Below are 17,517 nucleotides of genomic sequence, written 5' to 3' on the forward strand. Positions count from 1 at the left end.
TCCGATTTTTTCATTCGGGTGTCATTTACTGTACCGCTAAAAACCACGAATGAACAAAGAATCAAAAGTCATACTCCCATAATCCAAGCTTTCCTTTTGCCGGAATAAATTTATCCAATATTTTCATGTCAAGAACTTCCCAAGCATAATTTCCCACTTTAAAGTCCCCTAAAAAATAGTCATTGCCTGAAACGATTTGTCCATCTTCCAGCATGGCCCATGTCTCTTTGTTTTCCGTTACCTTCAGACAATTTTCAAGCTTGCATACAGCGATGATCAAGCCGGTTGGAAGATTCTCCTTCGTGTATCCATGCTTACCGAGCAACAGCTGGATTGCCTCGTTACTGCAAACCTCCTTATCCATTTTTTTACTTGTGTGAATCGCCAGCGGCCCCCGATAATTCGTTTTCCATGACCTTGTTTCATATTTGACCTCGCCAAGGACAAAAAGACTCGCCCAGGGCTGGATCATTGATAAAACCTTCATTCTGCCGGCCTCCAACCTGTAAAAGTATATTTTTTATAAAATGTCCATGCAGAAGAATGTTTATGAACATGGGCAGAATCTGTTTTTTTCAAATGCTATTTTCACGCATTAAAAAGACCCCCAGCCAAAAAGGTTGAGAGCGTTGAAACATCATAAAATACAGCGTTTCTCCACATTGTTTTCATTAAGAAAACGTGCTTATTGCTGCGTCCGCTCCGCATTTAAAAGCCCGCCAAGTAAAATGACAACGGCCGTTAAGTAAAACCAGAGTACGAGCACGATGATCCCGGACAGCTGTCCATACAGCTTTGTGTAGCTGACGGCTGCTGCATAATTCCCAAAAAGAAGCGAGACGATCTGCCAGCCGATCGCTGCGAAAATAGCCCCCGGCAAAACGAAACGAAATGGCCGGCGCTCGTTTGGAACGATTTTGTAGAAAGCGGAAAAAAATACGATTAAAACCAATGTTCCAATGCCCCATTTGACGGCCGGCCAAATCGACAGCCAGCCGGACCATGCCTCGATCGTGTCAGACTGGGCGACAATCCAATGTAAAATACGTTCAGCGAGCGGAATGACTAATGATAACGGTACCATAATCATGAAAATGAGCGTCACACCAAAATCACGGAGCAGCCCTTTCCAAAAAGGCAGATTCCGTTCAATTTTACTGGCGTCATTGAGTGAGCGTCCTAATGACTGCACCGCCATGGATGACAACCAAAACGTTGAAATCAAGCTGAGTGACAGCAGCTGTCCTTTCCCGGCAGACAATACAGCGGTCACATTTTCTTCAATGAGTGTGAATGATTCTCCCGGTGCGTACGGTTTCACGAATTCAAGAATCGCTTCCTGATTAAGGGGGAAAAAGCTGATGACCGACAGGATAAAAATGATAAAAGGAATGACGGATAAGAGCAGATAATAGGCGGTCTGAGCGGCTTGATCATAAAATCTCTCACCAAAAAAACGGGAAAGAATCCGTTTCGTTACATTCACTTTCCGTCACCTCACTCCTCTTGTTTTTACCCGAATTTAAGGACGCTTATACCACAGAAACACCACTTTAAGTGGAAAAGGGGATGTCTCAGTGAACTTTTGAGACATCCCCTTCTTATTTATGCCCAAATATCGCCTTTTGCACCTTGTGAGATAAAACCGGCATTGGCTTCATCTGTATCAATGTGCATTTCAAGTGCATAGCTGTCTGATACGCGGATGACCACGTTGCGGAAAGCTACCGGACGTTCACCGCCTACTTCCACTGTTACAATCTGACCGTTTTCAACATTGTATGTTTTCGCGTCCTCTGTCGTCATGTGAACATGTGCTTTTGCGATAATCAGGCCTTCCGGCAATTCAACCGAACCGGCCGGACCTGTAATCGTAACCGGCGCTGAGCCCTTAATGTCGCCCGATTCGCGCAATGGCGGTCTGACGCCAAGCTTCATCGCGTCTGTAAAGCTCACTTCTACCTGTGTAGCAGGGCGGCAAGGACCCAGTACGCGAACGCGTGCGATTTCACTTTTCGGTCCGGCAATGGTAACTGTTTCTTCTGCCGCATATTGTCCGGGCTGCGAAAGATCCGCTCTTTTCGTCAGTTCGTGTTCTGCTCCGAATAAAATCTCAAGGTGTTCCTGCGTCAAATGCACGTGGCGTGCTGACACAGCAACAGGAATGGTTCCATGATTTGTTAATGACATCTATCTTCCAGCCTTTCTGCTTTTCAATACTTGTTTCATGCCTATTTTACATGATTTGACCGGAAAAATACGAGGAACATGACTTTTTATTCGACTTCTTTTTGGATTTTTTCCATTAAAACGATTTCAACACCGGATGCCGTCGAAAACGTCTCAACTTCTCGAAACCCGAACTTCATATATAACTTTCGGGCCGCGTTATTTTTTGCGCCGGTCGTCACTTTCACATCCCGTCCGCCTGCTTCTTCTTGCATAAAAAATTCAATCATTTTCGATGCAATCCCTTCATGAAAATGCCCGGGATGAACGACGAGCCTGTGAATAAATGCCGCACCGTCTTCCTCTTTATACGATAAAAAACCGGCCAGTTCGCCGCCTGATAAAAAACCGAAAAAGGTTTCGCCGCTTTCCATAATCATTTGCACTGTATCATTTAAATGCGGAATGCCATCGAATCCGATCCACGATGCTTCCACCTGATAGCCCGGGATTTGCAGCGCCAAAATTTCCGCCGCCACCGCTTCTTCTTTATGATTTAACCGTTCAATCATACGAGGTAACCCCTTTCAAAAATCTTCGTACACCGATTATACCCGTTTCATTCAAAAATTTCAGAATTTAGGGCTTCAGAAATGTTAAATCTTCGTTGCAGTTTCCTCTTGTTTCCTCTGCTTTCACACACAAAAAACCGTCCCATTTTCGAGACGGCTTCTGCTTATATTCCATTTTTTTGAATATCTTCATACTGCATGACAACCTCTTTAAACAGCGGCTGTTCTTCTTGAAGCTGTGTAAACCTTGTGATTGCGGAAGCGAGACCATCTTGCTGAACCGTTTCCTGTACTTCCACCGCTTCCGGGTCCTGAGCATAATCATACAGAAGGGCCGCGGCTATGCTTTTCGCCAAGTAAACCGGTGTTTCACCGAGCAGTTTAGCATATTGTGACGCCGGGCTGACAAGACGGTCATTGCCGCCTAGCTTACGGATGGGCGAACGGCCGACACGCGTCACTTCATCTGAAATATAAGGATTAGCAAAACGGCCGATAATTTTTTCGATATAAGCATTATGCCCAGCTTCATCAAATCCATATTTGGTCACTAAAAATCGGCCTGTTTCTTGCAGTGTCGCAGCAAGCGCCTGCTTAATTTTATCGGATTCAAGTGCTTCGTTAATCGTTCTTGCACCGGCCTGCCATCCGAAATAGGCAGCTACCGCATGGCCGGTATTCACGGTAAACAGTTTACGTTCAATGTACGGCTTCAAATCATTAACCCACGTAATGCCGTCAACCGGCGGCTTATCGCCAATAATTTTCGTTTCATCCACCGCCCACTCGTAAAACGGTTCAACTGTCACCATCAATTTATCTTCATTTGATTGATTCGGGACAATCCGGTCCACTGCGGCATCCGGGAAACCAACGCGCTTATCAAAAGCGGCGCGCTCTGCTTCGGTTACTTTTTCGTACACTTTTTCTTTTAAAAGGGTACTGCCGCCGACCATATTTTCACAGGCAATGACATTCACTGGCGTTGTCCTTTTTTTCAGGCCTTCAGCAATCAGTCCGGAAATGTGCGGCAAAATATTCGGCCCGACGGCGGCTGTAACAAGATCCGCCTTTGCAATCGCGTCGACCACTTTGTCCGGATCAGATGCGCTGTTCAACGCCCGTACGTTTTTGACGAGCAGTTCTTCATGCGACGCATCAGCCAGCACGACACGGTACTCGCCTTTTTCATTAATCAAATCCACAATCTCACTATTTACATCCACAAAACATGTCTCATATCCAGACTGGTAAAGAAGACTGCCGATAAAGCCTCTTCCAATATTTCCAGCGCCAAAATGAACGGCCAGCATGTTAGTTCACCTCGTCAAACATCGCTAAAATTTCCTCTTTCGAAGACGCGTTCACGATTTGAAGCACATTTTCTTCTTCGGAGCAGACAATCGCAATTTGCGATAAAATCTCAAGATGTTCATCGCCTTTTCCTGCAATGCCAATTAATAATTTCACTTCATTGCCGTCAAAATCAACACCGTCCGGTACTTGAATGATCGAGAGCCCGGACTCCTTCACAGCGCTTTTCGCATCTTCCGTCCCATGCGGAATCGCCACAAAGTTCCCCATGTATGTCGTCGTCAACGCTTCACGCTCAAGCATTTTTTCAATGTATGACGGCTCCACATAACCTCGATCTACAAGTACCTGGCCTGTTGCGCGGATCGCTTCTTCTTTCGTTGCCACCGCTTTGTTTAAGACAATATTTTCAGCTGATAAAATAGACATATTTATACACTCCTCAATTCCTTTATTTTTTCATTCAAAAACATCTCAAGCTTTGACGCCATCCATTCTTTTATTTCTTCTTCATTACCTGACTGCAACAGCGCTATGCTTTCATCGCTTTCAATCATCATGGCACTGACAAAACTGAGCACTTCAAGTCCTTCTGCGTGAAATGGATCCGGCGAAAGCATCATTAAAATAACATCTGCTTCCATTGCCATCTGATCCATTCCATTTAGGAAAACAGGGGTATCGAGCATGTGAATCGTAAATGACGGCTTTAACACATCGGGATGGCGTGTATGAAAAAAAGCCATTTTCGTTCCCGGAATACCGATCCCGCCAAGTTTTTCTCTCTCAAGCAGCGCGCCGACAACAGCATCCGCTGACCGGAGTGTATCGAGCTGTCCGCATGCCATTTTTAAAGCAGATACTGCACTTTGTTTCCCCGCTTTTGTCATCAAGAATGAAGTGAGCAGTTCCATAATCGTCCCTGTATAATGATAAATGCTTTTGACGGACTGTTCAATTTGTACAGCTGACCGCGTCTTCATCTCCGCTGATGCGGGCATTTTTTTCATTGAAACAGCCGCACGTCTCTTCATGTAAGAACGGACCGTTTCCACTTCTTCTTTCGTCAGCATCGGGCTGACAACAATGTGCTCACGAGGGAAATCAGGTAAATGAATGGTCGAAATGACAAGATCCTCATCATCAATCTCCGTTTGGTTTAATTCAAATAATGATATATTTTTTAGTCCCGTCAGTTCCGGAATTTCCTGCTGGAGGCGGGTGACGAGCATTTTTGATGTGCCAATCCCGGTCGAACAGATAATATACGTATTCATAGGTCCGGAAGGCTGTGCGCCGGGAAGTGCCGAACCAAAATGCATGACAAGGTAGCCAATTTCCTCATCCGGCACCGTTAAATCCGGAAAGACTTGCTGAACGCCTTCTTTCACAACGGCGAATAAATCACCGTAATCTTCCTGAATGCGCGGAAGAAGCGGATTTGTAATTCCCATTTTTTGATGAATGCGGTACAGTGCCGGTTTTAAATGAACGACGAGTCCCTGAAACAGCGATTGATTATCCAATAACTCAATCGACAATCTTTTCTCAATAAACCGAATGAGACTTTTCGCTTTTAAAGCAACTTGGAAACTTGAATCTTCAAGCACGTATTCTTTATCTTGACGCAATTTTGCTCCTTGCAAATGCATCGTAATGTAGCCGGTTTCTGCTTCCGGAATATCCATTTGAAAAACAGCCTTCAGCTTTTCGGTCATATCGCGGGCAATCTCATATTCAGGAGCTGCCTGCAGACGCTTTAAGTAAGCAATGTCCATTTGAATATTGCCGCCGCGTTCAATGCGTTCAATGGCAAGAGCCAGATGGACGACGAGTCCGATGTAGGCGCTGTCCGCGATTGCATAGGGCAGCCCGGCATTAACGTCTTTCACCACTTTCTCTACGACAAGCAGCTTCTTTTTTTCTACAAGCCCGAGCAGCCTCTCTGAAATGGAATCGGCTGGATCAAGCGATTTCTTTTGAATACTTTCTTTGACAAGCGACAGAAACTCCACTTCGTTTACATTCTCTGCAATAATACTTCTCATCGCACGGCGCTTTGCTGTTTCAGTGCCTTCCAATTCAACCCCGTAGCCGCGTCTGCGGATCACCTTCAGCTGAAATGGTTCAAGTTTGCTTTCGAGTTTCGTTAAATCATTGCTGACAGTGGCGATCGTGACGCGTAAATCATTGGCGAGGGCAATAAGCTTGACCGGCTCAACTGTTTCAAGCAGCGCACATAAAATCATGGTCTGCCGCTCATCCGGTGTATACTCGCTGTAAGAAAGATGAGAGATGGCGAGCTTTAACTCATCCATTTTTTCTTTATTGCCGACGATTTGAATGCCGACACCGGCCTTTTTCACAAGCTTCAAATCGTATGCTTCAAGCGTCTTCTCAATGCTCTTTAAATCACGGTGGACAGTCCGTACGCTGACATCGATGTCATCTGCAAGATCTTTCACCGTCATTTCGTCATTCCGATCAATCAACAGATCAAGAATCAGCCTTTCCCGGGCAGACACATACATGCCGCGAACCTCCTCACTGTGACACTTTTTTATTACTATTTCCTTCTAACCTCATCATAAACCCATAAAATAGCGGATTCAACAAAACAAAAATACCATTTCGACATAAAACTTGTTGCCAACATTGAAATATACGTTTATCAGCTTATGGGAAGATGCCCGCTTTTCTTCTTGCGAGATAATCTGACTCATTCATTGTTTTCATGATGCGTTCCCTTTCATACTAAATATGTCATCTTTTCCAAGATTTCCTCCAACAAAAAAAGCAGCCCGGCGGCTGCTTTTTTTGTTATTTCTTCAATTGTTCCATCAGCTCATCGTATTTCGGGCTGTTTAGGAAGTTTTCGACCGATATATGGTGTGCGTTCGGCAATTTTGCTTTCGCACGGTCTGTTAAGTCTTTATGTGTAATGACTACGTCTGCATCATCCGGCAGGTTGCTGATGGATGTATTGGATACATGAACATCAATTTCTGCTTTTTTGACTTTATTTTTCAAAATGGATGCACCCATTGCACTGGAACCCATTCCTGCATCACAGGCGAAAATGATTTTCTGAACATTCCCAAGTGTACCTGCTTTTTCAGCAGGCTTCTCATCATTTTTCACGAGAGAAGAAGCGTGGCTTTCTTTCCCTTTAAGTGCGGATGTTTGCGCTGCTGCCTTAGCCAAGTCCTGCTCATCTGTTTCTTTTGATGCTTTCAAAATCAAGGCTGAAATCAAGAAGGAAACAACGGCTGCTGCAAGAACACCTGCAAGAACGCCAATGTGGTTTCCTGGCGGCGACATGATCATCAAGGCGAAAATACTGCCTGGTGACGGTGCCGCTGAAAGGCCTACATTAAACAACAAGAATGTGAATACGCCTGTTGCGCCGCCGGCAATTGCTGCCACTAAAAGAAGCGGCTTCATCAAAATGTAAGGGAAATAAATTTCGTGAATCCCGCCCAGGAAGTGAATGATCACAGCACCTGGTGCGGATTGTTTCGCCATTCCTTTTCCAAAAAACATGTACGCAAGCAGGATACCAAGACCCGGTCCCGGATTCGACTCCAGAAGGAAAAGAATAGATTTCCCGGCACTCGCTGCTTCCTCAATTCCAATCGGGCTCAAAATCCCATGGTTAATGGCGTTGTTCAAGAACAACACTTTTGCCGGTTCAATGAAAATACTTGCCAGTGGAAGCAAGTTTGCATCTACGATCACCTGCACGCCTGCCGCAAGCGTTTTGTTTAACGTTAACACAACCGGACCGATTGCTTTGTACGCAACAAGCGTTAAAATACCACCGATAATACCGGCAGAGAAGTTGTTGACAAGCATTTCAAAGCCGGATTTAATTTTTCCGTCAACCATCTGGTCAAACTTTTTAATCGCATAACCGCCAAGCGGACCCATGATCATAGCGCCGAGGAACATCGGAATATCAGATCCGACGATAACCCCCATTGTAGCCGTCGCTCCGACGACACCGCCTCGAATATCATATACAATACGCCCGCCGGTAAAACCGATCAAGATTGGCAATAAGAACGTAATCATTGGACCGACGAGCGCTGCTAAATCTTCGTTCGGAATCCAACCTGTTGGAATAAATAATGCGGTAATAAGTCCCCATGCAATGAATGCCCCGATATTCGGCATAATCATACCGCTTAAATGACTGCCGAAACGCTGAATTTTCACACGCACATCCGATTTTGCCTGCGCTTGATTATTCATCTGTAAAACCCCTTTCTCGTTGTTTTTATTTAAAGTATGGCTAGGTTTGTCTGTCTGTATGTTTATAATAAAGCGGTTTCAGACAGTAAACAATGAATAGAAAACATTGTTTTGGCAAGGGCGATGTTGTCATCATTAAAAATAGCCTCTTCGAATAGAAGAGACCGCTTTTTATATAAAAAATCCTGACCCGGTTTGGACCATGTAATAAAGACCGTAAAGTACACTGATAAGTGACGTCGCTCTCATTAAAAACACCGGAATAGCTTTGCGTGACGTCACAAGAAAGGGCAGTCCGAGCATTGTTGTAAACAACAGCATGCCAACAACCGTACCCGCGCCGAAGATTAAAATAAACTGAAACGCTTCTGAACCGGTATCAGCATTGGTGGCTGATAAAAGTACCATCGCAGCGCTCCCGGCAAGTCCGTGAATGACACCAATCACAAATGATTTTTTATGAAAATGCTGATGATTCCCTTTTCCTGCTACTGTCCGGCTTTTGCGCAAACCGTTCAACCCTAAATAAACGAGCATCAGGCCAACAAAAAATTCAAGCGCCGAAGCTACATTTTCAGGAATATGTTGACCAAGTACAACAGCCGTTACGCCAATAATAAGCAATGTCGCTGTATGGCCAAGCCCCCAAAAAACACCGGCTAAAGACGACCGGGAAAGTTTTTTTGTCCGGCTGGCAATGGTCGAAACCGCAATAACATGGTCCGGCTCCGTCGCATGCTTGATGCCGAGTGTAAAACCGAGTAATAAAATAGATAAAAGTCCGCCTTGAATCATTGTTTTTTCTCCTTATTAATACTTTCTTAACTGCACGTGTTTCTGACCTAGCTTTTCCCGCATCCAGCCGGTACACGCCAACAAAATTTCTTCTATTACATGTGTCGCATTTGCTAAAATCCGAATCGAGCAGCCGCCGTTTTTTAGTGAGGAGAAGCCCATTCGCGCCTGATCTTCGTATCGTTCAAGCAGCTGGCCCAGTTCACTTTCCCACTGCGTAAGGGCCGGAGAAACGATAAAAAGGGAACCGACGTGTGTATAACCTTCCATTTGCATCGGTGAAAACAGGTCATTTTTATCGGGCTTCAAAAAAAGATGATCGTACGCTTGCAGTGCGCCGTCTTCATAGATTTTCAATTTCGACCGGACCCATTCATACCGGAACGGCTCGCCGCTTTTGGACCAGCCCGGTGTCATGATGTCGCTGTATAAAAGTGTCGATCCTTTTTCCATATAAATCGTCGTTTCCTGCATAAAACGTGCTTGCTCGTATGCAATCAGCGGATCCGGCAAATAAGCGAATACGCTGCTCTTTGAAAGGGAGATATCCATCGATTGATAAACCGGTTCAGCCGGTGTTTTGTATACTTTCGCCGCTGATTGCGTAGTAAGTGTCATCTTTGCATTTTCTTCAAGCACCACGTCTGTATGATAACGGTCGCCGCCCACGTAGCCGCCGCCCACATGCAGGCTGTAGATGGTCGGCTCATATTCATCAAAATAAACCGGCCGTGCCACTTTGAACGCGCCGTCAAAATACGTATCTGCCACGACTGTTTTTTCACCGCGGCAGACGGCTTTTACGCGCAGCGTGCCGGTCATACTCATGCTTCGAGCCCGATGAGCAGCGCATTTTCTTTAAGCCATTTGACGACATCAGAAAGACCCGTTTCGTCTTTTAAATTCGTAAAGAAAAACGGCTTATCCCCGCGTGACTTTTTCGTATCTTCCGCCATTACTTCAAGGCTTGCACCGACATACGGGGCGAGATCCGTTTTGTTAATAATGAATAAATCCGATTTAATCATGCCCTGTCCGCCTTTGCGCGGAATTTTCTCTCCCTGCGCCACATCGATAATGTAAATGGAAAAATCAACAAGCTCCGGACTGAATGTTGCCGCTAAATTATCACCGCCGCTTTCCACAAAAATCAAATCCAAATCCATGTGCGCTTCTTTTAATTCATCGATCGCCGCAAAGTTCATCGACGCATCTTCGCGGATCGCCGTATGCGGACAGCCGCCTGTTTCCACCCCGATAATTCGGTTTTCAGGAAGAACACCATTCTTCATTAAAAACTGTGCATCTTCTTTTGTATAAATATCATTTGTCACAACCGCCATGCTGAATTCATCATTCATGGCCCTTGTCAGTTTTTCCACAAGCATCGTTTTTCCGGCGCCAACCGGACCGCCGACACCAATTCGTACTGGTTCCATGATCAGTCTCCTCTCCTGTTTATGACATAAACAGCCTCACCGGCAGCTGCTCATGCCGCATTTGGGCAATTTCAAGCCCTGGCATATTCATGCCGAGCTCTTCTTCTGTCAATTTCTCTATCTGGATCGTTATGTCTTGAATAAGCGGCTGCAGCGCCAGTAAAATGCGCTGGCCGTCTGTCTGGCCGAGCGGAATAGCCCGGACGGCGTTTTGAATAAGTGAGTGGACACTGGAAAAAATATGAGCCGCGACGGCATCCTCTTTATCCGCCCTTACATGGTGGGCGGCCAGTGCAAACACAATCGATGGATGTCCGTTTACTTCTTTTCGTCTGATTTGCTGATGATAGGAGTCGATCAGCGGGCTTTTGTATAAATCAACACATAACTTCGCCATCCGTTCCCCGATCCGCCGCGCCCCTTCACGCGTTTCCTTCGCAAGTGCCAGCGCGTACAATGTATGATCAAGTTCAGTGATTTTTTCCTGCTGGCTTTGTTCGATGTACTCATACGCCAGGCGGCAGGCAAGGCCGTCTGTGTAGGCGACCTGGGTTTTCATGTAAATACGCATGGCGTTTTCAAATGTGGGCGCATCTTGGATAGTTCCTTCAAAAATGTACGTTTCCAGTCCGAACGAGTGCGAAAACGCACCCGACGGAAAGTTGGAATCGCACAGCTGCATGAAGGACAGCATCGGATTAATCATGACTGTGGCCGATATGACGAAACGCTTTTTTCACCTGGCGTTCTTCCCGGCGAAACGGGATCTCAAGCTGCTGTAGCAATTCTTCCACTAAATAATCATATTGCACAATCATTTCGTTTCCTTCAAACTGCGCCGGCAAATGACGGTTGCCGAGCTGATGTGCGATTTCGCCCATTTGCCCGATCGATTTCGGCATAATCGTCAGCACGTCATCGGCCAGTACACTAATCACGATCATATTTTTTTCATCACAGTATAAAATGTCACCGTTCTGTAAATCCTTTGGCTCGTGAAGACGAATGCCAATTTCACGCCCGTGATCCGTTTTTACACGCTGGATTCGTTTTACCAGATCATCACTTGCCAAAAAGATACGCTCCGTATGCAGTGCCCGTCTTTCATCTGTTTCGACGTTGCCAACAACCGCTTCAATAATCATGTTCCATCACTTCAAAATAAGAAATAGCGCTGCGCCATCGGAACGATCTCCGCCGGCTCGCACGTGACAAGCTCTCCATCTACCTTTACTTCGTATGTCTGCGGATCAACCTCAATATCCGGCGTTTCTCCATTGTATTTCATATCGCTTTTTTGAAGCGTCCGGATGTTTTGTACTGGACGGATCATTTTTTCCAGTCCCAATTTTTCCGGCACGCCCCGATCAATGGCCGCCTTTGATAAAAATGTCATCGATGTTTGATACAGCGCTTTGCCAAAGCTTGCAAACATCGGGCGATACAGGGCCGGCTGTGGCGTTGGGATCGATGCATTCGGATCGCCCATGACGCTATGCGCAATGAGCCCGCCTTTTAAAACAAGTTCCGGCTTGACCCCGAAAAAAGCCGGTTCCCAGACAGCAAGATCCGCAAGCTTTCCTGTTTCCACGGAACCGACATAGTCGGAAATACCGTGCGTGAGCGCCGGGTTGATCGTATATTTGGCAATGTAGCGCTTTGCCCGGAAATTGTCTCCTTCACCCATTTCTTCTTCCATTTTTCCACGCTGCTTTTTCATTTTGTCCGCCGTCTGCCATGTGCGCAAAATGACTTCGCCGATCCGTCCCATCGCTTGTGAATCGGAGCTGATCATACTGAACACACCGAGATCATGCAAAATATCTTCCGCCGCGATTGTTTCTTTCCGGATACGTGAGTCCGCAAACGCAATGTCTTCCGGTACGGACGGATCAAGGTGATGACACACCATGAGCATATCCAAATGTTCATCGAGCGTGTTTATAGTATACGGACGGGTCGGGTTCGTCGAAGAAGGAAGCACATTCGGGAAGCCCGCCGCTTTAATAATGTCCGGCGCATGCCCGCCCCCTGCCCCTTCTGTGTGGTATGTATGAATAACCCGTCCATCAATTGCCACGATCGTATCCTCTACAAAACCTCCTTCATTTAACGTGTCGGAATGAATCGCAATCTGGACATCGTATTTGTCGGCTGTTTTCAGGCTCGCATCAATGGCTGCTGCGGTCGTTCCCCAGTCTTCATGAAGCTTTAGCCCGATTGCACCTGCTTCAATCTGCTCTACAAGCGGCTCGAGGCCAGACGCATTGCCTTTTCCTAAAAAACCGATATTCATCGGGAAGGCTTCAGCCGCTTCAAGCATACGAAAAATATTCCATTCACCCGGCGTACACGTCGTCGCATTCGTTCCTGTTGCCGGCCCTGTTCCGCCGCCAATCATCGTCGTCACGCCTGAAGCAAGAGCGGTTTCAATTTGCTGCGGGCAAATAAAATGAATGTGTGAATCAATGCCGCCGGCGGTCACAATTTTTCCTTCTGCCGCGATGACTTCTGTTGATGCACCGATGACAATGTCGACACCGTCCATCAAAAGCGGATTGCCCGCCTTGCCAATCGCCCAAATCTCACCGTCTTTCACGCCGATATCTGCTTTGTAAATCCCCGTATAATCAAGTACAATCGCATTGGTTAACACCAGATCGACCGCTTCATCCCGCTTCGCATGCGGGTGCTGCCCCATTCCGTCGCGGATCACTTTTCCACCGCCAAACTTCACTTCATCGCCATAAACCGTATAATCTTTTTCAATTTCAATAAACAACTCTGTGTCTGCCAGACGGATGCAGTCGCCGGTCGTCGGGCCAAACATATCCGCATACTGACGGCGTGACATATGGAAGCTCATGACTCTTCCCCCTTATCAAGCGCGCCATTTACGCCATTGTTTAACCCATATACGTGACGCGTTCCTGAAAACGGCACGAGTGCAACCGGTTTTCCATCACCCGGTTCAAAACGGACCGCTGTTCCTGCCGGAATGTTCAGCCGCATCCCGAACGCTTTCTCCCGCTCAAAATCCAGTGCTTCATTTACTTCAAAAAAATGAAAATGAGAGCCGACTTGAACCGGCCGATCGCCCCGGTTTGTCACAAAAACCGCAGCTTCCTGTTTTCCTTCATTGCACATAATATCTTCTTTGCGAAGCTTATATTCACCAGGTATCATAAGCGCCTCCCCTATCGAATTGGATCATGAACCGTGACGAGCTTTGTGCCATCCGGAAATGTCGCTTCCACTTGAATGTCTTCAATCATTTCCGGAATGCCTTCCATTACATCATCCCTCGTTAAAACGGTCGCCCCGAACTGCATAAGCGCCGGAACAGACTTTCCGTCCCGCGCGCCTTCCATTACTTCGTACGTAATTAGCGTAATGGCTTCCGGATAGTTCAGCTTCAACCCTCTGTCTTTTCGCCGGCGCGCCAAATCGGCCGCCACCACAATCATCAATTTTTCCTGTTCACGTGCTGTCAGTTTCAACCGGAACCCCTTCTTTCTTATACAACTAAATGCCGTTTGACCATATCCATGTGTGCCACATTTGTCACACCTTCACTGACAATCGTGCCATGGTCTAGAATGTAATAATAATCTGCACACGCAAAGGCAAGATCAAGGCTGTGTTCTACTAGAATAATGCCCATTTCCTGTGACGCGGCAATTTCAATAATGACATCCTGAATAAGCTGGACGATCGATGGCTGAATACCTTCCATCGGCTCATCCAAAAGAAGCATTTTTGGCTTTCCGACGATGGCTCTTGCAATCGCTAATTGCTGCTGCTGTCCGCCACTCAAATCTCCGCCTTTACGGTGCATCATTTCAAGTAACACAGGAAACCATTCAAAAACCTGCTTCGGAATGCCGGTTCGTTCCTTTTTTGGGAGGGCTTCAAGACCCAGCAATAAATTTTCTTCTACTGTTAAAGAAGGAAAGATCTCACGCCCTTGCGGAACATACGCAATGCCGCTTCTCGCTCGCAGTTCCGGCGCTTTTTTTTCCATTTTATCGCCCATCCATTCAACCGATCCTGCCGATGGCTTTACAAGTCCGGCAATCGTTTTAATGAGTGTAGATTTGCCGACACCATTCCGGCCGAGAACCGCTGTTACTTTGCCAACTTCCGCTTGAATGGATACATCGTTCAGCACCACGCTTTCATCATATCCGGCCCGGATGGACTCAACCGTTAACATGCGCTTTCTCTCCTTCCAAGGTAGACTTCTGCCACTTGCTCATTTTGCTGAATTTCAGACATCGTTCCTTCACAAAGTACTTTGCCTTCATGCATGACGGTCACCTGCTTTGAAAAATTCCGGACAAACTCCATATCGTGTTCCACAATGAGCACCGAACACGTTTCTGAAATTTCATGAATAAGCTCGCCCGTTTTATGGCGCTCTGTTTCACTCATGCCGGCAATGGGTTCATCCAGCAGTAAAATTTCCGGATTCTGCATAAGCTGCATGCCAATTTCGAGCCATTGCTTTTGTCCATGCGCCAGCATCCCAGCAAGGTTATGCCGTTGTTCCATCAACCCGATTCGAAGCAGCATCGCTTCCATTTTTCCTTTATCTTCGCCTGTCATTTTTGCCCGCATAACAGACCAGAGTCCGCGTTTTTGTTTTAATGACAACTCAAGATTTTCCCATACTGTCAAATTCGCAAAAATAGAGGGCGCCTGGAATTTCCGCGTAATGCCAAGATGTACAATTTCATGTTCTTGCAGCTTTCGAATGTTTTCGGTCTGACGGTACAGCACTTCACCGTCACTTGCTTTTGTTTTTCCGCAAACAACATCCAGCAGCGTCGTTTTCCCGGCGCCATTCGGTCCGATTAAAAAACGAACTTCCTGCGGCAGCACATCAAGATTCACTCCTTGAAGCGCTTGAAACCCATTAAATGATACCCGTACATCACGACACGACAGAATCGGCTGCATCGGCGGTTCCTCCTTTTCGTTTTGCTTTTTCACGTTTTTCATTCCAAGATTCAAAGGCGCCAACAATGCCATTCGGCAGGAACATAACAACAATAATGAAAAGAAGTCCTAAAAAGATGGACCATATATCCGGATACGCTTCACTGAAAAAGCTTTTTGCGCTGTTGACAATGACCGCGCCTAAAATCGCGCCGATCAACGAATGACGTCCGCCGACCGCTGCCCACAGCACCATTTCAATAGAAGGAATAATTCCCATCATCGCCGGTGAAATAAGACCAACCTGCAAAACAAACAATGTACCCGCAAGCCCTGCCAGAGCGGCTGAGAGGCTGTAAACAAACACTTTGTAAGAAGTCGGGTTAAATCCTAAAAAACGAACACGGTTTTCACCGTCCCGGACCGCTGATAACACGCGGCCAACGCGGCTGTTAGTCAAAGCTGCGGCAAGGGCAAATGAAGCGCCGAGAATAATGACCGTCATCATATAAAGAGCAATTTGCACAAGTGGTGATGCTAATGAAAATCCGAGAAATGTAGTGAAATTCGTTAGTCCATTAGTGCCGCCGGTCCAGTCCTGCTTGGCGACAAACAGCGTCACGAATACGACAACAACTGCCTGGCTGATTAAGGAAAAATAAACGCCTTTAATTCGGTTTTTAAACGTCAGGAAACCCAGAATAGCCGCGATTAACGCCGGTATTAACAGGGATGCCCCGATCGCAAAAATGGGATTTGAAAACGGCACCCAAAACGCCGGAAGAGCTGATACTCCACTCCATTCCATAAAATCCGGGAGCTGCCCATTCGCCGCTTCAAGCTTTAAGTACATAGCCGTACAATAAGCACCGAGACCGAAATAAACCCCATGGCCAAGACTTAAAATGCCCGTATACCCCCAGATAAGGCAGATGCCGAGAGCAACAATCGCAAAGCACAAAAATTTACCCATAAGCGCCAGCCGGAATTCGGTTAAGTAAAGAGGGCCTAAAAACAACGCGATAAAAAAGAGCCAGTAACCAAGTTTTTTCTTATCCATTTTTTCGTCCCCCCTATTCCAATGACCGCGTGCGTGCTGAGAGCAGCCCGGCCGGTTTAAATTGTAAAAAGGCAATAATAGCAACAAACACGATGACTTTGGCCATGGAAGCCCCGCTCCAAAATTCCGCAACAGTTCCAAGCATGCCGACACTGAGCGCACCGAAAACGGTACCGATTAAGCTGCCAATGCCGCCTAAAATAACAATCATAAACGCGTCAACAATGTAATATGTACCGATTGTTGATCCGATTGGACCAAGCACAGTTAAAGCACAGCCCGCAATTCCGGCAAGGCCTGAACCGATTGCAAATGCGGTTGCATCGACTTTTTTCGTTGAAACACCAAGGCTTGACGCCATGCTGCGGTTCATCGTGACAGCGCGCATTTTGCGGCCGGCTGCTGTTTTATCAAGGTATAAATAGAGCGTAACCATGCAAATCGTTACAAGCGCAATAATGAATAACCGTTTGTATGGAAGCACTGCACCAGCGATTGTTAAGCCGCTATCAAGCCAGGCCGGTGCTGTCACCGCCACGTTTGGTGCTCCAAAAATGGATCGTGCCACCTGCTGCAAAATTAAGCTGACACCCCACGTTGCAAGCAAGCTATCGAGTGGTCTGTGATACAAAAAGCGAATAAGCGTTTTTTCAAGAACAAATCCGAGCAAGGCACCAATTAAAAATGAGAGTGGAATTGCTACAATATAATAGTAATTAAACAGTGCTGCCGGAACATAATGTGAAAACGCCTGCTGCACAACATACGTTGTATACGCGCCAGCCATAATAAATTCACCATGTGCCATATTAATCACATTCATCAAACCAAATGTAATCGCTAACCCGAGTGCAATGAGAAGCAAAATGGAACCGAGGCTGATGCCGTTAAATAGCTGTGTGATGACGACTGCCATGCCGTTCCCTCCTTTTTAAAATACAAATAAGGGAGAAGTCACTCCCCTTATTTGTTT

The 17,517-nt window shown here is 46.3% G+C and carries 20 protein-coding genes; all 20 read right to left on the reverse strand.

The features are described 5' to 3' along the window. Positions 1 to 61 precede the first annotated feature (61 nt). The 20 genes from BTO30_RS06465 to urtB all read right to left on the reverse strand — a co-directional run bounded on the left by BTO30_RS06465 (position 62) and on the right by urtB (position 17,460). Positions 62 to 487: an ASCH domain-containing protein gene (locus BTO30_RS06465; RefSeq protein WP_075397904.1), complete on the reverse strand. Its 426-nt coding sequence runs from the start codon at positions 485 to 487 to the stop codon at positions 62 to 64. A 198-nt stretch (positions 488 to 685) separates the two neighbouring features. Further along, positions 686 to 1,486, reverse strand: a complete 801-nt coding sequence (locus BTO30_RS06470) for a YihY/virulence factor BrkB family protein (RefSeq protein WP_075397905.1) — start codon at positions 1,484 to 1,486, stop codon at positions 686 to 688. 119 nt (positions 1,487 to 1,605) lie between these two features. After that, positions 1,606 to 2,190 (reverse strand): phosphate propanoyltransferase, encoded by a 585-nt coding sequence (gene pduL, locus BTO30_RS06475; protein ID WP_075397906.1) that lies wholly within the window; start codon positions 2,188 to 2,190, stop codon positions 1,606 to 1,608. 86 nt (positions 2,191 to 2,276) lie between these two features. Continuing rightward, positions 2,277 to 2,741, reverse strand: coding sequence for a GNAT family N-acetyltransferase (locus tag BTO30_RS06480; RefSeq protein WP_075397907.1), 465 nt, complete (start codon positions 2,739 to 2,741; stop codon positions 2,277 to 2,279). A gap of 164 nt (positions 2,742 to 2,905) precedes the next feature. Further along, positions 2,906 to 4,054 carry a mannitol-1-phosphate 5-dehydrogenase gene (locus BTO30_RS06485; RefSeq protein ID WP_075397908.1) on the reverse strand — a complete coding sequence of 383 codons (1,149 nt, stop codon included), beginning with the start codon at positions 4,052 to 4,054 and terminating at the stop codon, positions 2,906 to 2,908. A gap of 1 nt (position 4,055) precedes the next feature. Then, positions 4,056 to 4,490 carry a PTS mannitol transporter subunit IIA gene (locus BTO30_RS06490; protein ID WP_075397909.1) on the reverse strand — a complete coding sequence of 145 codons (435 nt, stop codon included), beginning with the start codon at positions 4,488 to 4,490 and terminating at the stop codon, positions 4,056 to 4,058. Further along, positions 4,487 to 6,586 carry a BglG family transcription antiterminator gene (locus BTO30_RS06495; RefSeq protein WP_075397910.1) on the reverse strand — a complete coding sequence of 700 codons (2,100 nt, stop codon included), beginning with the start codon at positions 6,584 to 6,586 and terminating at the stop codon, positions 4,487 to 4,489. Before BTO30_RS06495 ends, BTO30_RS06490 begins: the two co-directional genes overlap by 4 nt. A gap of 289 nt (positions 6,587 to 6,875) precedes the next feature. Then, entirely contained in the window at positions 6,876 to 8,309 is a 1,434-nt protein-coding gene (locus BTO30_RS06500) for a PTS mannitol transporter subunit IIBC (protein WP_075397911.1), read from the reverse strand. Between the two features lie 171 nt (positions 8,310 to 8,480). After that, complete coding sequence (locus tag BTO30_RS06505) at positions 8,481 to 9,104, reverse strand: HoxN/HupN/NixA family nickel/cobalt transporter (protein ID WP_211272826.1); 624 nt, start codon at positions 9,102 to 9,104, stop codon at positions 8,481 to 8,483. A 15-nt stretch (positions 9,105 to 9,119) separates the two neighbouring features. Beyond that, positions 9,120 to 9,932, reverse strand: coding sequence for an urease accessory protein UreD (locus tag BTO30_RS06510; protein WP_075397912.1), 813 nt, complete (start codon positions 9,930 to 9,932; stop codon positions 9,120 to 9,122). Beyond that, positions 9,929 to 10,543 carry an urease accessory protein UreG gene (gene ureG / locus BTO30_RS06515; protein ID WP_075397913.1) on the reverse strand — a complete coding sequence of 205 codons (615 nt, stop codon included), beginning with the start codon at positions 10,541 to 10,543 and terminating at the stop codon, positions 9,929 to 9,931. The genes BTO30_RS06510 and ureG overlap by 4 nt, the downstream gene beginning before the upstream one ends. A gap of 19 nt (positions 10,544 to 10,562) precedes the next feature. Beyond that, positions 10,563 to 11,249 carry an urease accessory protein UreF gene (locus tag BTO30_RS06520; protein WP_075397914.1) on the reverse strand — a complete coding sequence of 229 codons (687 nt, stop codon included), beginning with the start codon at positions 11,247 to 11,249 and terminating at the stop codon, positions 10,563 to 10,565. Beyond that, positions 11,242 to 11,688, reverse strand: a complete 447-nt coding sequence (gene ureE, locus BTO30_RS06525; RefSeq protein ID WP_075397915.1) for an urease accessory protein UreE — start codon at positions 11,686 to 11,688, stop codon at positions 11,242 to 11,244. Before ureE ends, BTO30_RS06520 begins: the two co-directional genes overlap by 8 nt. Before the next feature lie 11 nt (positions 11,689 to 11,699). Beyond that, positions 11,700 to 13,409 (reverse strand): urease subunit alpha, encoded by a 1,710-nt coding sequence (gene ureC / locus BTO30_RS06530; RefSeq protein ID WP_075397916.1) that lies wholly within the window; start codon positions 13,407 to 13,409, stop codon positions 11,700 to 11,702. Then, a complete protein-coding gene (locus BTO30_RS06535) occupies positions 13,406 to 13,729 on the reverse strand; it encodes an urease subunit beta (protein WP_075397917.1) in 324 nt (107 codons plus the stop codon). Before BTO30_RS06535 ends, ureC begins: the two co-directional genes overlap by 4 nt. An 11-nt stretch (positions 13,730 to 13,740) precedes the next feature. Continuing rightward, positions 13,741 to 14,043, reverse strand: coding sequence for an urease subunit gamma (locus BTO30_RS06540; protein ID WP_075397918.1), 303 nt, complete (start codon positions 14,041 to 14,043; stop codon positions 13,741 to 13,743). Between the two features lie 17 nt (positions 14,044 to 14,060). Then, on the reverse strand, positions 14,061 to 14,759 hold the full coding sequence (gene urtE, locus BTO30_RS06545) for an urea ABC transporter ATP-binding subunit UrtE (RefSeq protein ID WP_075397919.1): 699 nt from the start codon (positions 14,757 to 14,759) through the stop codon (positions 14,061 to 14,063). Beyond that, the gene (gene urtD, locus BTO30_RS06550) at positions 14,753 to 15,505 is read right to left on the reverse strand and encodes an urea ABC transporter ATP-binding protein UrtD (protein WP_075397920.1); all 753 of its coding nucleotides are present in this window, start codon (positions 15,503 to 15,505) and stop codon (positions 14,753 to 14,755) included. Before urtD ends, urtE begins: the two co-directional genes overlap by 7 nt. Continuing rightward, complete coding sequence (urtC, locus tag BTO30_RS06555; RefSeq protein ID WP_075397921.1) at positions 15,480 to 16,544, reverse strand: urea ABC transporter permease subunit UrtC; 1,065 nt, start codon at positions 16,542 to 16,544, stop codon at positions 15,480 to 15,482. The genes urtD and urtC overlap by 26 nt, the downstream gene beginning before the upstream one ends. Before the next feature lie 13 nt (positions 16,545 to 16,557). Further along, the gene (gene urtB, locus BTO30_RS06560) at positions 16,558 to 17,460 is read right to left on the reverse strand and encodes an urea ABC transporter permease subunit UrtB (RefSeq protein WP_075397922.1); all 903 of its coding nucleotides are present in this window, start codon (positions 17,458 to 17,460) and stop codon (positions 16,558 to 16,560) included. Positions 17,461 to 17,517 lie beyond the last annotated feature (57 nt).

The organism is Domibacillus antri (genome assembly GCF_001936625.1).
GTDB classification, from domain to species: Bacteria; Bacillota; Bacilli; order Bacillales; family Domibacillaceae; genus Domibacillus; species Domibacillus antri.

Excerpts from the sequence above, each read along its gene's own strand:
- BTO30_RS06465 (WP_075397904.1), bottom strand. The coding sequence starts at position 487 with ATGAAGGTTTTATCAATGATCCAGCCCTGGGCGAGTCTTTTTGTCCTT.
- pduL (WP_075397906.1), bottom strand. The coding sequence starts at position 2,190 with ATGTCATTAACAAATCATGGAACCATTCCTGTTGCTGTGTCAGCACGC.
- BTO30_RS06480 (WP_075397907.1), bottom strand. The coding sequence starts at position 2,741 with ATGATTGAACGGTTAAATCATAAAGAAGAAGCGGTGGCGGCGGAAATT.
- BTO30_RS06485 (WP_075397908.1), bottom strand. The coding sequence starts at position 4,054 with ATGCTGGCCGTTCATTTTGGCGCTGGAAATATTGGAAGAGGCTTTATC.
- BTO30_RS06495 (WP_075397910.1), bottom strand. The coding sequence starts at position 6,586 with ATGTATGTGTCTGCCCGGGAAAGGCTGATTCTTGATCTGTTGATTGAT.
- BTO30_RS06500 (WP_075397911.1), bottom strand. The coding sequence starts at position 8,309 with ATGAATAATCAAGCGCAGGCAAAATCGGATGTGCGTGTGAAAATTCAG.
- BTO30_RS06505 (WP_211272826.1), bottom strand. The coding sequence starts at position 9,104 with ATGATTCAAGGCGGACTTTTATCTATTTTATTACTCGGTTTTACACTC.
- BTO30_RS06510 (WP_075397912.1), bottom strand. The coding sequence starts at position 9,932 with ATGAGTATGACCGGCACGCTGCGCGTAAAAGCCGTCTGCCGCGGTGAA.
- ureG (WP_075397913.1), bottom strand. The coding sequence starts at position 10,543 with ATGGAACCAGTACGAATTGGTGTCGGCGGTCCGGTTGGCGCCGGAAAA.
- BTO30_RS06520 (WP_075397914.1), bottom strand. The coding sequence starts at position 11,249 with ATGATTAATCCGATGCTGTCCTTCATGCAGCTGTGCGATTCCAACTTT.
- ureE (WP_075397915.1), bottom strand. The coding sequence starts at position 11,688 with ATGATTATTGAAGCGGTTGTTGGCAACGTCGAAACAGATGAAAGACGG.
- ureC (WP_075397916.1), bottom strand. The coding sequence starts at position 13,409 with ATGAGCTTCCATATGTCACGCCGTCAGTATGCGGATATGTTTGGCCCG.
- BTO30_RS06535 (WP_075397917.1), bottom strand. The coding sequence starts at position 13,729 with ATGATACCTGGTGAATATAAGCTTCGCAAAGAAGATATTATGTGCAAT.
- urtE (WP_075397919.1), bottom strand. The coding sequence starts at position 14,759 with ATGTTAACGGTTGAGTCCATCCGGGCCGGATATGATGAAAGCGTGGTG.
- urtD (WP_075397920.1), bottom strand. The coding sequence starts at position 15,505 with ATGCAGCCGATTCTGTCGTGTCGTGATGTACGGGTATCATTTAATGGG.
- urtC (WP_075397921.1), bottom strand. The coding sequence starts at position 16,544 with ATGGATAAGAAAAAACTTGGTTACTGGCTCTTTTTTATCGCGTTGTTT.
- urtB (WP_075397922.1), bottom strand. The coding sequence starts at position 17,460 with ATGGCAGTCGTCATCACACAGCTATTTAACGGCATCAGCCTCGGTTCC.